This is a genomic window from Thermodesulfobacteriota bacterium, from assembly GCA_040754335.1.
GTDB lineage: Bacteria > Desulfobacterota_D > UBA1144 > Nemesobacterales > UBA2774 > 2-12-FULL-53-21.
In genome coordinates this window covers 44,445-60,059 of sequence record JBFMCV010000001.1, presented here as the reverse complement: position 1 = coordinate 60,059, position 15,615 = coordinate 44,445, and the positions used below count along the sequence as shown (strand labels likewise).

General features: G+C 54.2%; 13 protein-coding genes and 1 pseudogene. 13 read left to right on the top strand and 1 reads right to left on the bottom strand.

Annotated features, from left to right (window positions below; genetic code table 11):
• Positions 1-7: 7 nt before the first annotated feature.
• The 13 genes and pseudogenes from AB1598_00260 to AB1598_00200 all read left to right on the top strand — a co-directional run bounded on the left by AB1598_00260 (position 8) and on the right by AB1598_00200 (position 13,361).
• Positions 8-1,006, top strand: coding sequence for a sugar phosphate nucleotidyltransferase (locus tag AB1598_00260; GenBank protein MEW6143429.1), 999 nt, complete (start codon positions 8-10; stop codon positions 1,004-1,006).
• 85 nt (positions 1,007-1,091) lie between these two features.
• Positions 1,092-1,526, top strand: a complete 435-nt coding sequence (locus AB1598_00255; protein MEW6143428.1) for a DUF417 family protein — start codon at positions 1,092-1,094, stop codon at positions 1,524-1,526.
• A 58-nt stretch (positions 1,527-1,584) separates the two neighbouring features.
• A complete protein-coding gene (locus AB1598_00250; protein ID MEW6143427.1) occupies positions 1,585-2,217 on the top strand; it encodes a TMEM175 family protein in 633 nt (210 codons plus the stop codon).
• A gap of 295 nt (positions 2,218-2,512) precedes the next feature.
• Positions 2,513-2,947, top strand: a pseudogene (msrB, locus tag AB1598_00245) (peptide-methionine (R)-S-oxide reductase MsrB).
• Positions 2,948-2,949: 2 nt separating this feature from the next.
• Entirely contained in the window at positions 2,950-4,011 is a 1,062-nt protein-coding gene (locus AB1598_00240; protein MEW6143426.1) for an SMP-30/gluconolactonase/LRE family protein, read from the top strand.
• A 170-nt stretch (positions 4,012-4,181) separates the two neighbouring features.
• Entirely contained in the window at positions 4,182-4,664 is a 483-nt protein-coding gene (locus AB1598_00235) for a DM13 domain-containing protein (GenBank protein ID MEW6143425.1), read from the top strand.
• A 13-nt stretch (positions 4,665-4,677) separates the two neighbouring features.
• On the top strand, positions 4,678-6,228 hold the full coding sequence (locus AB1598_00230) for a GMC family oxidoreductase (protein ID MEW6143424.1): 1,551 nt from the start codon (positions 4,678-4,680) through the stop codon (positions 6,226-6,228).
• A 62-nt stretch (positions 6,229-6,290) separates the two neighbouring features.
• Entirely contained in the window at positions 6,291-7,322 is a 1,032-nt protein-coding gene (locus tag AB1598_00225; protein MEW6143423.1) for a VOC family protein, read from the top strand.
• A 21-nt stretch (positions 7,323-7,343) separates the two neighbouring features.
• Positions 7,344-7,910: an NADPH-dependent FMN reductase gene (locus tag AB1598_00220; GenBank protein MEW6143422.1), complete on the top strand. Its 567-nt coding sequence runs from the start codon at positions 7,344-7,346 to the stop codon at positions 7,908-7,910.
• Between the two features lie 40 nt (positions 7,911-7,950).
• Positions 7,951-8,130, top strand: coding sequence for a hypothetical protein (locus AB1598_00215; GenBank protein MEW6143421.1), 180 nt, complete (start codon positions 7,951-7,953; stop codon positions 8,128-8,130).
• 79 nt (positions 8,131-8,209) lie between these two features.
• Positions 8,210-8,557 carry a hypothetical protein gene (locus AB1598_00210; GenBank protein MEW6143420.1) on the top strand — a complete coding sequence of 116 codons (348 nt, stop codon included), beginning with the start codon at positions 8,210-8,212 and terminating at the stop codon, positions 8,555-8,557.
• Positions 8,558-8,602: 45 nt separating this feature from the next.
• Entirely contained in the window at positions 8,603-11,299 is a 2,697-nt protein-coding gene (locus AB1598_00205) for a glucosidase (protein ID MEW6143419.1), read from the top strand.
• Between the two features lie 58 nt (positions 11,300-11,357).
• The gene (locus tag AB1598_00200; protein ID MEW6143418.1) at positions 11,358-13,361 is read left to right on the top strand and encodes an amylo-alpha-1,6-glucosidase; all 2,004 of its coding nucleotides are present in this window, start codon (positions 11,358-11,360) and stop codon (positions 13,359-13,361) included.
• Positions 13,362-13,381: 20 nt separating this feature from the next.
• Here AB1598_00200 and AB1598_00195 read toward each other — a convergent pair whose 3' ends face one another.
• Entirely contained in the window at positions 13,382-15,547 is a 2,166-nt protein-coding gene (locus AB1598_00195) for a sigma 54-interacting transcriptional regulator (protein MEW6143417.1), read from the bottom strand.
• Positions 15,548-15,615 lie beyond the last annotated feature (68 nt).

Here is a 15,615-nt window from a genome sequence, read left to right as displayed (position 1 = left end):
CACCCACATGAAAGCACGCTTCAATGCACCTCATAAATCCAATCATCGCAGCGGCAAAGTCACTTCCGAAGGCCATAGATGGGGCATTATTTTAGCAGGAGGCGACGGCACGAGGCTCCGCTCGCTGACGAGAATAATTTCGGGAGATGAAAGGCCGAAGCAATTCTGCCATATACTGGGAGACGAGTCGCTACTCGAAAGGACCGTGAGGCGCGTCGAGAGCGGGATTCCGCGGAGCAACATACTCCTCTCAGTCACACGGACGCACGAAAAGTTTTACGGCTACCTCTTCGATAAATTCGAGAGGAGCCGGTTCGTTGACCAGCCTGCCAACCTCGGCACCGCGCCCGCGATCCTGTACAGCCTTCTCCGGATCGCGAAGGTAGATCCCGATGCCTCGGTCACGTTCTTTCCCTCCGACCATTACCTGTCCGACGACTGTATTTTCATGAAACAGGTAGAGACCGCCTTCGAAGGCATTGAACGGCAGCCTGGAATGATCGTCCTCCTGGGGATCACGCCGAGCTCGGCTGAAACGGAATACGGCTGGATCGAGCCCTGTCAGCTGTCCGCCGAGAAAATGCAAAGCCCGCTCAAGCGGGTCAAGCGGTTCTGGGAAAAGCCCGATAAATCCAGAGCGGCAGAGCTGTTCGACAAAGGCTGCCTCTGGAACAGCTTCGTCATGACAGGAAAAGTGTCCTCTTTCCTGGAAATGATCGGGAGGTCGGTCCCGGCTCTTTATCGCGACTTCCTGAGAGTTTCCGACACGATAGGCACCCCCGAGGAGAGCGACGCAATAGATTACATCTATGAAAGACTAACCCCTGCGAATTTCTCGCATAGAGTACTCGAGGTATCGACTGAGGACCTCCTGACCCTAGCAGTAAAAGACGTCGAGTGGAGCGACCTGGGCGAGCCCGGACGCGTCCTTTCGACACTCGAGAACATCGGCATCATGACCGAATGGAGCCACAAGAAAGGGAACCTCACCCGTAAGATAGCGTAACCGGACTATTAATCAATTGCAGGAAAATCAGTTGCAGTTGAGAGAAGACTCCTACACATTTAATAAATTTCAGCCGTCGGGATTAATGATCCAGAGGTCGGGCGAGATTATGCTCCGGTATAGTGTCGTGCTCATCCTGATCTGGATCGGAGCGATGAAGTTCACTGCTTACGAAGCCGAAACCATTCAGCCGCTCATAGCGTCTAATCCGGTTATGAGCTGGATGTACGGAATACTTAGCGTCAGGACCGTATCGAATCTGCTGGGAACGTTCGAGATCGTCATAGCCCTTATGATTGCGATGAGGCCTGTTAGTCCGAGGATTTGCACTTTGGGCAGCGCACTCGCCGCCTGCACGTTCCTCACAACCTTATCGTTTATCTTCACGCTGCCCGGTTGGGAGCCCGCCCTCGGCGGCTTCCCCGCTCTTTCTCCGGCCGGCGGGTCGTTAATAAAAGACCTCCTTTTCCTGGGGGCTTCGGTATGGTCTTTAGGCGAATCGCTGAAGGAAACAAGATGACCGCGGACGACAGTCCGCCGTCCGGCAAAAGAGAACTTACCAACGGGGAATTATGTCAATGAATATACAAGCAAAACCATTTGAATTAGGGAAGAACAGGATCGAAGCGCTCAGCGACGGTATATTCGCAATCGTCATGACGCTCCTCGTATTCGAGCTCAAGACCTCCGACCTTCCCCGGCACGCCTCCAATATCCAGCTCGCTCCCGCGCTCTTCGAGATGTGGCCCATGTTCCTCTCTTACGTCGTAAGCTTCATCGGCCTCGGAATTTACTGGGTGGCGCATCACTACATGTATCATTCGATAAGACACTCTGACCGTACGCTCCTCTGGCTGAATATACTTTTCTTCATGTTCGTTTCGCTTCTCCCTTTCTCGACGAGCCTTATTAACTCGTTCGGTCAGACCCAGATAGCACCGCTGTTCTTCGGGGCCAACCTCACCCTCATAGGATGGACGCTCTATTTCCAGTGGGTCTATGCGAGCTCGAAGCCCGACCTTATGGCGGACTTCGTAACCCGCGAATATGCGGACTCCGTCCGTTTCAGATTCCTCATAATCCCCGTAATCGCGACTATAGCGATGCTCGTCTGTTTCTGGAGCGTCGAGATACTCCTCATTGTCTATGCTCTACTTCTTCCGTTTTATACTCTCACGGGGAAGCTGTCTCCGCAAGCCGCATCCAGATAAGACAATTGATCGCAGAACCCGGGAAATTAACAGTAAGGCAGAAATCCAAATACGCCCGGCTTCCGTATAGATAGGTTAAGATTTATAAACCAATATGGAGAGGGTACTTAAGATGATTAAAACGACAGTATTAGCAGTGGCGGTAATCGTCGCGATCTTCGCAGCTTTGAACTGGCTGGATATCGACAGGATTATGCGCGCCGAGGACAGCTCCGATCAGACCGTGAGCGATGCATCAACGAATAACAGCGATAGCGGGGATAAAGCGAGTAAACCGGCAGATACGAATGGCGGTTTTGTAAAGCCTTCCAAAGAGGAGTTAAAGAAGAAGCTCACCCCGCTCCAGTATCAGGTCACCCAGGAAAGCGGGACGGAAAGGCCGTTCAATAACGAATACTGGGACAACCACAAGGAAGGAATATACGTGGACATAGTATCAGGAGAGCCCCTATTCAGCTCGAAAGACAAGTACGACTCGGGCACTGGATGGCCGAGCTTCTCGAAGCCTCTCGCGGCAGAGAATATAGTCGAGGTGACGGACAACAGCATGCTCGTGAGAAGGATAGAAGTGAGGAGCAAGGAAGCCGACTCGCACCTAGGACACGTGTTCGACGACGGCCCCGCCCCGACAGGACTTAGGTATTGCATCAACTCTGCATCGCTCCGATTCATACCCAAAGAGGACCTGAAAAAGGAAGGGTACGAAGAATATATCGTGATATTCGAATAATTATGCCTCACTCGAAGAGGTACGGACTGAAAACCACTTTAAGGCTGCTGCATATAACCCTCATGTTATATGCAGCGGCTTTTTTATCCTTATTCACAGAACCTTCCTTCGGTGCTGACGAGCCGCCGCCCACCGTAACCAAAATTCAAAGACTCGACCCGCGGATCAATGCCATTATCCCCAAAGACGCGACGCTCGAGAAAATCGCCGACGGCTTCGCGTGGGTCGAAGGGCCCGTCTGGAATAAGGAAGGCGGATTCCTCCTCTTCTCGGATATCCCGAATAACGCGGTATTCAAGTGGGAAGATGGGAAGGGTGTCTCCCTCTTTCTCAAACCGAGCGGTTATACTGGAAAAGAGCCGTTTAATGGAAAAGAGCCCGGCTCGAACGGCCTCGCTATGGATGGAGCGGGAATGCTCCTCCTCGCAGAGCACGGAGACAGACGGATCACCAAACTGCAGGAAGACGGAACAAAAACAGTGGTGATAGATAAGTACGAGGGGAAAAGGCTCAACAGCCCTAACGACCTCGTATTGAAATCAAACGGCGACCTATATTTCACAGACCCGCCCTTCGGCCTCCCCGGAACGTTCGACGACCCGGCAAAAGAGCTCCCCTTCCAGGGCGTGTACAGGGTCTCCGCAGACGGGCGTGTTACTTTAATCACTTCCGGGATCAAAGCGCCTAACGGCATCGCGTTCTCTCCGGACGAAAAAACCCTGTATATCACGGACGTAAGCCCGGAGAGGCCAGCATGGCTCGCGTATGACGTCAACGACGACGGTACGATCTCGAACGGAAGGGTATTCCACGATGCTGCGGAATTCGCAAGAACGAATAAAGGCGCGCCTGACGGAATGAAAACGGATAAGCACGGCAATGTGTTCGGTGCGGGACCGGGCGGCGTATATATATTCTCTCCCGACGCGACGCACCTCGGCACCATAAGGACGGGCGTGCCGACTTCGAACGTGAATTGGGGCGATGACGGCTCCTCCCTCTACATAACCGCAAGCACGGCTGTATACAGGATCAAGCTCAGCACGACCGGGCCCGGTTACTAACGTTCTCCCACAAAAGAGCAAGACCCGGGCAGCTCATTTTCTGATACCACTTCAAAACTACACATAAATCCCTCGTTCAGGTTCGCACGTCTAACATACCAAAACCGAACGAGGACATCAGCAGACCTGCTTATCCCTCGTTCAATTCATCAAACGGAGGCATTACCGAAATGAGAAAGTTGATTATAGCATTGGGGCTAGTAGTGATAGTAATTGCCTGGTATCTGTTCAGACCTGAAAAGCTGTTTATAAACGAGAACGTGAACGAGGGTCTTGTGACCGCTTCGTCAGGGCAGAGCGATTCACCCAGGCTGATTACGGAAGGGATTTTTCACGGCGTCGCGCACGAGACAAAGGGTACGGCTTCTATATACGAGCTCCCCGACGGAAAGCGGGTGCTGCGTCTGACCGGTTTCGAGACGTCGAACGGCCCCGACGTCCGTGTATTTTTGGGCGCGGCTCAGGACGCAAACGATAACGACACCGTGACAAACGCTGGATACATAGAGCTGGGAGCGCTTAAAGGCAATATCGGCGATCAGAACTACGAAATACCGGCAGATGTAACCCTCGCGGACTACCACTCGGTTACTATCTGGTGCAAGCGTTTCGGTGTGAACTTCGGCACCGCACCGCTCATCGCGTCCAACTAAAGAGGCTACGGCAATGTCATCAGGCAACCACTACGACGTAATCATAATAGGGACTGGCGCTGGCGGCGGCACTCTGGCTCATGCCCTCGCCCCCTCGGGCAAGAAAATACTGCTCCTCGAGCGCGGGGATTATGTGCCGCGCGAGAAGGACAACTGGGACACGCGCGCCGTAAACGTCCAGGGCAAATACCAGACAAAGGAAATCTGGCGCGACAAGGAAGGAAAGCCTCTCCATCCCCACACAAACTACTACGTGGGAGGGAACACGAAGTTCTACGGGGCTGCGCTCTTTCGTTTAAGGAAAGAGGATTTCGGCGAGCTCAGGCACAAGGATGGAATCTCTCCCGAGTGGCCCGTAACGTACGAGGAGCTCGAGCCTTACTACACGAAGGCCGAAGAACTATACCATGTGCACGGTAAACGCGGAGAAGATCCGACAGAGCCTCCCGCGAGCGCACCATACCCCCATCCTCCCGTGTCCCACGAACCCAGGATGCAGGAGCTTCACGACGACCTTGAAAAGAGCGGCCTCAAGCCGTTCCACGTCCCGATAGGGATAAGGCTCGACGAAAATAACCCGAGAAAGAGCCCGTGCATAAGGTGCAGCACATGCGACGGCCACCCGTGTCTCGTAAATGCGAAATCAGACGCACAGGTGCTATGTGTCGACCCTGCGCTCGAGCACGAAAACGTGACGCTCCTCACGAATTCATACGTAGCGCGTCTCGAAACGAGCCCCTCGGGACGCGAGGTTACTAAAGTGATAGTCGAGAGGAACGGTCGCAGTGAAGAATTCAGCGCCGATATCGTTGTCTCATCGTGCGGCGCTATTAACTCGGCTGCGCTCCTCCTCAGATCGGCGAACGACAGGCACCCTAACGGGCTTGCCAACAGCTCGGGCGTCGTCGGGAGGCACTACATGGGACACGTGAACTCGATACTTATGGCGCTTTCGAAGAAGCCGAATCCGACTGTTTTTCAGAAAACGCTCGCTCTCAACGACTATTATTTCGGCGCGGTAGATTACGAATTCCCAATGGGACACATCTCGTTCGTAGGCAAGCTCGATGCGGCGACGCTGTCGGCCGGAGCGCCAGCGATCGTCCCGGGGATGACTCTCGATATTATGGCGAAGCACTCGCTCGACTTCTGGATCACGTCCGAGGACCTGCCCGACCCCGACAACAGGGTGACCCTCGACTCGAAAGGGAATATAGTCCTCTCGTATAAACCCAACAACCAGGAATCACACAAACGGCTCATCTCCAAGCTCAAGGGTCTCATGAACACGATCGGATGTCACGAAGAGCACCTGATACCGCGGAACCTCTTCATAGGCCAGCAGATACCACTCGCGGGTGTCGCCCATCAGAACGGAACGATACGGTTCGGCAATGACCCGGCTTCATCGGCTCTCGACGAGACCTGCAGGGCGCACGACCTCGATAACCTCTACGTCGTGGACGCGAGCTTCTTTCCCTCGTGCGGCGCGGTCAACCCCGCACTCACCATAATGGCGAACGCGCTCCGCGTTGGAGACCGGATACTCGAAAGGCTCGGATGAATGCACCGAATAACAATCTATATGAAACGCCGCAATACGTGACCGAGAATAATATGAAGCCGATGAGCGTCAGATTATACAGATACTGCCTGGTCTTACTTATTATCCTCGCAGCAGCCCTTGCAAGCGGGGGAGTGGGGCAGGCCGAAAGCAAATCCCCGATATTCTCGGTAGAAGCAGTGGGAATGACTGTCTCCGATATGGACGCTTCGGTGGATTTCTACTCTAACGTGCTGGGCTTCAGAAAGATATCCGACGTAGAAGTGCTCGGTGACGATTACGAGCGCCTGCAGGGGATATTCGGCCTGAGGATGAGGGTCGTGCGCTTGCAGCTCGGCAACGAGACCATAGAGCTGACCGAGTACCTGACACCGAAAGGAAGGCCTTTCCCGACGGACACGAGAAGCAACGACCTCTGGTTCCAGCACATAGCGATCGTCGTAAGCGATATGGATAAGGCGTTCGAGCACCTCCGGAGTAATAAAGTCAGGTACGCCTCATCAGCGCCCCAAACGATCCCCGAATGGAACAAGGCAGCCGGAGGCATAAGGGCATTTTACTTCAGGGACCCGGACGGCCATTTTCTGGAGATAATTTATTTCCCCGAGGGGAAAGGCAATCCCAAATGGCGGACTAATGATGATAAACTATTTTTAGGTATAGATCACACGGCGATAGTCGTGGAAGATACGGAGGAGAGCCTCGAATTCTACAGGGACGAGCTTGGCATGAATGTCGCGGGCGAGAGCGTAAATTACGGCACGGAGCAGGAGCACCTGAATAACGTCTTCGGCGCGGTGCTGCGCATAACGTCGTTAAAGTCCGCGGAAGGGCCCGGAGTAGAATTACTCGAATACCTGGCGCCAGGGGATGGACGACCCGCCCCGGCTGACGAAAAAGCAAATGACATTCTGCACTGGCAGACGACTCTCGAAACAGAAGATGCCGGCGGACTTGCAGAGACATTGAGAAATAAGGGATACTCGATAATATCGGCGAGATCCGTCGATGTAACGGACGGAGAGCTCGGTTTTAAAAGGGGCTTTCTCGTCAGGGACCCCGACGGACACGTAATGCGGGTCATAGAAAAATAATCACGGTACAAGGAGCAGAAGATGGAATCCGAGAGACCTCTATTCATCCCGGTGATTCTGGGGACGACGAGAAAGGGACGAATGAGCGAGCACGTGGCGAATTTTATGGCGCGCGAGATCATGAAGCAGGAGAACGTCAAGACCGAGGTAGTCGATATACGGAATATCCCCTTCCCTACAGACGACGCGGGCGAGCGGATCAAGGACGCGGGCTTCTCAGAGACCGCGATGAAAGCGGATGCTTTCGTCATCGTTGCGCCCGAATACAACCACGGTTATCCGGGAATTTTAAAACACGCTCTCGATACCAACCTCAAGGAGTATATACATAAAGCAGTCGGCATCTGCGGCGTCTCGGCGGGTCCTTTCGGCGGCACGAGGGTGATCGAGAACCTCCTCCCGGTGGTGAGAGAGCTCGGACTAGTCGCCATTTTCTGGGACGTCAATTTCTCGGTCGTGCAGAACGCCTTTGACGGGACCGGGAAACTCCTCGACGAGGCGTACGTGAAGCGCGCCGAAAAATTCATAAAAGAGCTCGTGTGGATGGCAACGGTGCTGAGATACGGACGCGAGAACGTAGAAATATGAGAATTCCGCCGTATAACGATATACGAAGGCAGGAGGTCGCATGACGAAGAAAAAATTAAATTGCCCCAAGTGCGGGGCCGAGATGAATAACCATGCGGAGAAAATAAGTTATGAGGAAGCTGCGGGCGGCTATGAACCCGACCCGGTTTTCGGAGGCGTTATGGAGGATATATTCACATGTCCCGGCTGCGGCAATGTGGAGATGAGACCCGCAGGTTAAACCGGCCGGACGCGCCGGACGACGATAATTTATGCGCGGACCAAAAGTCCGAATCGGAGTCAATAATACGGACGATACCATGAGCACTCTTAAAATCACACTCTATCCGGTAGACTTTGAAACGCCCTTCAGTCTCAACGACTGCGTGATGTCGATTGCCATTCTTGCCGAAGAGACGGGACTCGATTACAGACTCAACTCGTCGGGCGCTGCAGTCGAGGGGAACGAATCGGATCTTCTTCAATTCCTGAAACGTCTTAAGAACGAGACCTTCGCCGGGCTAACGGATAAGGTCGTTATGATAGTGTCCTTCCCCGGGGAGGATGTAATCAGAGGGCGCAAAGGCAGAGAGTCCTCGATATGTAGGCGGCCGGAGGACAGGCAAGACAGGTCACTCGAGGAAACGGTCCTCGATATGATCGGATAAAAGAAAATACGCGGCTTAAGAATATTACAAGACTGGAGTGATATTATGACAAAAGAAGAAACGAGGCTGGAAGAGGACAGAAACAAAAAAAAGCACTGGAGACGGTGGGGTCCCTACCTGAGCGAGAGACAGTGGGGGACCGTGAGGGAGGATTACAGTCCCTACGGGACGGCATGGGATTACTTCCCGCACGAGCACGCTCGCTCGAGGGCATACAGGTGGGGAGAAGACGGGATCGGAGGCATCTCCGACAACCACCAGAGGCTATGCTTCGCTCTCGCCCTCTGGAACGGCAAAGATAACATCCTGAAGGAGAGAATATTCGGACTCACGGGCGGCGAGGGGAACCACGGGGAGGATGTAAAGGAGTACTACTATTATGTGGATAACACGCCTACTCATTCGTATATGAAATATTTGTATAAGTACCCCCAGGAAGCATACCCCTACTCAAAGCTCGTCGAGGAAAATAGGAAGAGGGGTAAACACGACCTCGAATATGAGCTTATCGACACCGGAGTATTCGACGATAACCGCTATTTCGATGTTTTCGTTGAATATTCGAAGGCTTCGAGCGACGATGTGCTGATCAAGATAACAGCTCATAACAGGGGGCAAAAAACCGCGACTCTCCATCTTCTGCCGACCCTCTGGTTCAGGAATACATGGTCATGGAACGGGGGGGCTAAGCCTTCCTTGAGCAAGGCGGGGAATGTGAAGGATCAAAGCCGCGTAGAGGCCGATCATCCGACACTGGGGAAGAGGTTTCTATATTCAGAGAACCCGGATGAGCTCCTTTTCTCCGAGAACGAGACCAATTCGGAGAAGCTGTTTGGAATCAAAAACTCTTCACCTTATGTAAAGGACGGTATAAACGACTACATCGTGCACGGGAAGAGCGAAGCGGTCAATCCCGCCGGTACAGGCACGAAGATGTCCGCTCATTACGTTGTACAGATTCCGGGCGGCAGGGCAAAAACAATCAGGCTGCGCCTGACCGATTCGGACAGGCTCACGTCGCCCTTCGGCCCGGAGTTCGAAAAGGTATTCGAAGACCGTAAGCGGGAAGCCGACGAATTCTACGAGCGTATTAACCCTTTCGACGCCAGTAAAGAGCTGAAAGACGTGCAGAGACAGGCGTTCGCTGGACTGCTCTGGACGAAGCAGTTCTATTACTATGTCATTGAGGACTGGCTCAAGGGAGACCCCAACAACCCTTCCCCTCCGCCTGAACGGAAGGGAGGAAGGAACCGGGAATGGGCGCACCTCTATAACGACGACATTCTCTCGATGCCCGACAAATGGGAGTACCCGTGGTTCGCGGCCTGGGACCTCGCGTTCCACACGATACCCCTTGCGATCGTCGACCCCGAATTCGCCAAGCGCCAGCTGACACTACTCACGAGGGAGTGGTACATGCATCCGAACGGTCAGATACCCGCCTACGAGTGGGCGTTCGGCGACGTGAACCCGCCCGTGCACGCCTGGGCAACGTGGAGGATCTACAATATAGAGAAGAAAATGTACGGCAGGAAGGACATGCGCTTCCTCGAAAGCGTCTTCCAGAAGCTCCTGCTTAACTTTACATGGTGGGTCAACAGAAAGGACAGGGAGGGGAGGAACGTCTTCGAAGGCGGGTTCCTCGGACTCGACAACATAGGCGTCTTCGACAGGAGCGCCCAGCTGCCTACGGGCGGTCATATCGAGCAGGCTGACGGCACGAGCTGGATGGGCATGTACTGCCTCAACATGCTCGCTATCGCGCTCGAGCTCGCGAAGGAGAACCCCAGCTACGAAGATATAGCGAGCAAGTTCTACGAGCACTTCCTGTACATAGCGAAGGCAATGAACATGATAGGGATGGACAGGAAGGGGCTCTGGGACGAAGAGGACGGCTTTTACTACGACGTTCTCCACCTCCCCGACGGCAGGCACCTTCCGATGAAGGTACGCTCCATGGTCGGTCTGATCCCGTTATTCGCGATCCAGACGCTCGAGCCCGAAATTGTCGAGAGCCTGAAAGGATTCGGCGGGAGGCTCGCATGGTTTATAGAAAACCGCCCGGACCTCAGGGAAAACGTAGCCTGCATGAAAACAGCGGGTACGAGTGAAAGGAGGCTCCTCTCAATCGTGGACAAGGAAAAGCTTAGGAAGGTGCTCGGAAAGATGTTCGACGAATCCGAGTTTCTCAGTCCCTACGGCATACGCGCCTTGTCGAGATATCATAAAGACAACCCCTACGTTTTCCACGTGAACGGGCACGAGTACAGGGTCGATTACGAGCCCGCGGAATCCACGAGCGGACTCTTCGGAGGGAACTCCAACTGGCGCGGCCCGATCTGGTTCCCAGTCAACTACCTGATAATAGAAGCTCTACAGAAATTCCACTACTACCTCGGGGACGACTTTAAGGTCGAGTGCCCGACGGGCTCCGGAAAGTATATGACTCTCTGGGAGGCGGCTTCCGAGATATCCCGAAGGCTCATTACCATCTTCCTTAAAGACGATAGAGGCAGGAGGCCAGTCTTCGGCGGCACGGAGAAGTTTCAGTCGGACCCCGAATGGAGCGGCTTCCTACCGTTCCACGAGTATTTTCACGGCGACAACGGCGCGGGAGTGGGGGCGAGCCACCAGACCGGATGGACCGGACTCGTCGCCAAGCTCATCCAGCAGACAGCGGAATACTCGGCGCTACCGGAACCTGAAAAAAAGAAGAGAGCCAGGCGCTGGGACCACACGTAACTTGACTATAACCGCCATACATAATATAAACTGACCTGTACGAGAGGATGACCCTGATATGACAATAGAATTCGGACGGGAAATCTGCTGCGAGCTCGAATCCGCCGAGAAAAGAGAATGGCTCGTTACGAACGGAATAGGCGGCTTCGCGTCGGGCACGATCGCGGGATTGCTTACCCGGAGGTACCATGGGCTCCTGATCGCGGCCCTTAACCCTCCTCTCGGGAGAAACCTTCTCGTGACGAAGCTCGACGAGACGGCCATATACGAAGATAAAAACTATCCCCTGAGCTCTAACAGATGGGCAGACGGCACAGTCGATCCAGCGGGATATATAAACATCGAAAGGTTTTATCTCGACGGAGGAATCCCGACCTGGGATTTCGCCTGCGCCGACGCACTGATCGAGAAACGTATATGGATGGCGCAGGGGAGCAACACCACGTATATCAGATACGAGCTGAAGAGGGCCTCCCGTCCCCTCGTATTGAGCATGAAAGCGTTCGTGAACTACAGGGACTATCACGGCTCGACGCACGCGGGAGGCTGGAAGATGAAGGTCGAAAAGGCCGGAAACGGAATACGTGTAACGGCCTACGACGGCGCCCAGACGTTCTATATACTTTCGGATAAAGCGGAGGCGGAGCCCGCCGGCGACTGGTATTACGGCTTCAGCCTGGTGCTCGAAGAATACAGGGGGCTCGACCATGTAGAAGACCACCTCCATGCGGCGAACCTGAGCTGCACTCTACGGGAAGGCGAATCATTCACAATCACCCTAAGCACATCGGAATCTCCCGAATTGGACGGATCGAGGACGCTCGGGGCGAGGAAAGGATACGAGGATCAGATCGATCAAAGATTCAGAAGCACATTCAAGAAAAACGGTAAGGAAATAAATCCGGATATGAAGCAGCTCGTGCTTGCGGCGGACCAGTTCATCGTGAGCAGGCCTTCGGAGCAGGATAAAGACGGCAAGAGCGTGATAGCCGGCTATCACTGGTTCGGGGACTGGGGCAGGGACACGATGATAAGCATCCCCGGTCTCACCATAGCAACGGGACGCCCCGAGATCGCGAGGTCGATTATCAAGACATTTTCTGCATATGTCGATCAGGGTATGCTCCCGAACCGCTTCCCCGACGCGGGGGAAAAGCCCGAATACAATACCGTCGATGCGACGCTCTGGTACTTCGAAGCCATACGCTCCTACGTCGAAGAAACAAAAGACGCCGCTTTCCTGGAAGAGCTCTATCCCGTTCTCGAGAGTATCATAGACTGGCATATCAAAGGCACACGTTACAATATCAAGGTCGATCCAAAGGACGGCCTCCTTCACGCGGGTCAGGAAGGAGTCCAGCTCACGTGGATGGACGCGAAGGTCGGGGACTGGGTCGTCACTCCGCGGATCGGAAAGCCTGTGGAAGTAAATGCGCTCTGGTACAACGCCCTTCTTTCCATGACGAAATTCGCCAGGCTTCTGAAAAAGCCGTACATAAAATATGAATCCTCCGCAGCTGCTGCATTAAAGGGATTCTCGCGCTTCTGGAACTATGAATCCGGCTGCTGCTATGACGTCATCGACGGCCCTGCCGGTAGCGACCCGTCTTTAAGACCGAACCAGCTCTTCGCCGTCTCTCTTCCGGAGAGCCCACTCGCTACGGAGAAGCAGAAGAAGGTTGTCGAGGCCTGCGCGCTCAGTCTCCTTACGTCACACGGTCTCAAAAGTCTTTCGCCCGATCACCCGGACTACAAGGGGCATTACGGCGGAGGCCCTGCGTCGAGGGACGGGGCTTACCACCAGGGTACCGTATGGGGCTTCCTACTCGGACATTTCGCCCTCGCTCACTTGAGGGTCTACGGGGATACGGATAAAGCCAGAGGATTTTTGATCCCGATGTTCGCCCAGATCCGCTCTCACGGCGTGGGTAGCCTGAGCGAGATATTCGACGGCGACGCACCGATGACGCCGAGAGGATGCATCGCCCAGGCCTGGACTGTAGCAGAGCTCATTCGGGCATCGACGGAAATAGAAAGAAAAGGCGGAAAGAAATCTAAGTAGATAAACTCTCGAAAGCGGCGTCACAGACCGCGGGCCGCTCTCTCCGGTTTTTTGATGCCGAGCTTCTTCATGCGGGATCTCAGGGTGTTGGGGTTGATGTTGAGAACAGCCGCAGCCCCCTTCTTCCCGTCTATCACCCAGCCCGACTCCTCAAGTACATTTAAAATATGGCTGCGCTCGACATCCTCGAGACTTTTATTCTCATCCGAAGGATAATCCTGAGAGACGCTACCTCCGCCAAGAATGGAGTCGTCGATATCGATCTCGGGCGAATTGGAAATCACGACTGCCCTCTCGACGATGTTTTGAAGCTCCCTGATGTTTCCGGGCCAGCTATAATCCAGAAGACTGTCTATTGTGCCTTTTGAGAAGCCCGTGAAGTCCCGCCCCAGCTTCTTCGAGAATTTGGTCAGGAAGAAATTGGCGAGGAGCGGAATATCGGATTTCCTCTCGCGTAAAGGCGGCACGTTTATCGGGAAAATATTGAGCCTGTAAAAAAGGTCCGACCTGAACGATTTATCCCTTACCGCTTCCTCGAGGTCCCTGTTTGTGGCCGCGATCACCCTAACGTCGACCTTGATCGTCTCGCTGCTCCCTACCCTCTCGAATTCGCCCTCCTGTAGAACCCTCAGCAGCTTAACCTGGACGTCCGCCGGGAGCTCCCCTACTTCATCGAGGAATACGGTTCCCCCGTCCGCGAGCTCGAACCTTCCGACCCTCTTTTGAAGCGCGCCTGTGAACGCCCCCTTCTCGTGTCCGAACAGCTCGCTCTCCACGAGACCCGCAGATATTGCGCCGCAGTTGACTTTCACGAGCGTCCTCTGCCTCCTGTCACTGAGGTTATGGATCGCGCGCGCGACGAGCTCCTTGCCGGTGCCCGTCTCCCCGTGAATCAACACGGTCGTACCTGTGCGGGCGACCTGTTCGACGCTCCTCAAGACCCTCTTTATCTCATCCGACCTTCCGACTATCTCTTCGAAGTTGTTTTCCGTATTTATTTCTTCGCGCAGATAGACGTTCTCGATCTGGAGCCTGTTCTTGAGCTCTTCTACCTCAGCGAGCGCTTTCCGGAGCGATATCTGCGACTCCTTGAGCTCGTCCGCCTGCCTGGCGTTGTTGACCGCAGTCTCTATCTGTCTCGATACGATTTCGAGCAGCTTGAGCTCGTCCTCGTCGAACGCGTCCTTATGGAAGGACGTGATGTCGAGAGTACCTATAACTTCTCCCCTGCTCCTTATCGGCACGCAAAGAAAGCTCTTGACCCCAGCCCGTCTGGCGACGCTTGCGGCTTCGACAGCGTCGATGTCAGGACAATAGCTGGGCTCCCCTTTTTGTATGGTCTCCCATGTAAACCCTTTGGGACGCGGTATCCTGCTCGTGAACTCGAGATACTTGACGGGATAACCCCTCTGTGCCTTAAGCACAGCCTCGTCCCCTTCGATCAGGTATATCCCGGCACAGTTCACCATCTCTATATTTTTGCTTAGCGCCTCGACCGCGTTTTCGAATACCTCTTCAGGCTTGAGCGATTGGTGCACGAGCCTCGTAACGTTGCCGATAATGGTTTCGTACCGGTTCTTCTTCGCGAGAACCATATAATTTTCCCTGAGCGAATCCTCGGCTCGTTTGCGCTCTATCTCCGCACCCGCGCGGGAGGCGAATATCTGGAGCACGTTTATTCCCAATGGCTCCTGAGTCATGGGTTTATCGTCTATCACGGCTATATGACCGAGCACGTTTTCCCAGGTGTCACGTATGGGTATTCCGAGATAGCTCTGAGCGTTCATGTCGACGAGACCCGCGTCCTCGGGGAAGAGCGACTGGAGCCTTTCGGGGTACACGCACACGCTGCCCGCGATCACGTTTTCGCACGGAGTGCCCCTCAGCTCGAACTCTATGTTCTCGCCGAAGCGGTCATCGAGCCAGAACGACAGCGTGCGGACCCTGGTCATAGTGCTGTCGGTACACTGCGCTATGAACGCGTAGCGGACTTTCATTGCCGAGGCCAGGTGCTGAACGAGAGAATTAAAAAAATTAGCGCCTACGACCGAAGCCGTGCCCTGGGCGAGGTGGTTGAGTATCTCAAGCTCGTTGATTCCGTTTCCGCCCTCAGGATACGCCTCGTTATTCTCGTCGACTCCGTATTCGGCCCCGGGCGCGGATATTGCTCCCTCCGAACGCTTCAACTCGCGAGGATTCGGAGAAATCTGAATCGAAACCTTATTCAGTTCGTCCAAGTGCTTGTTTTCGCTCA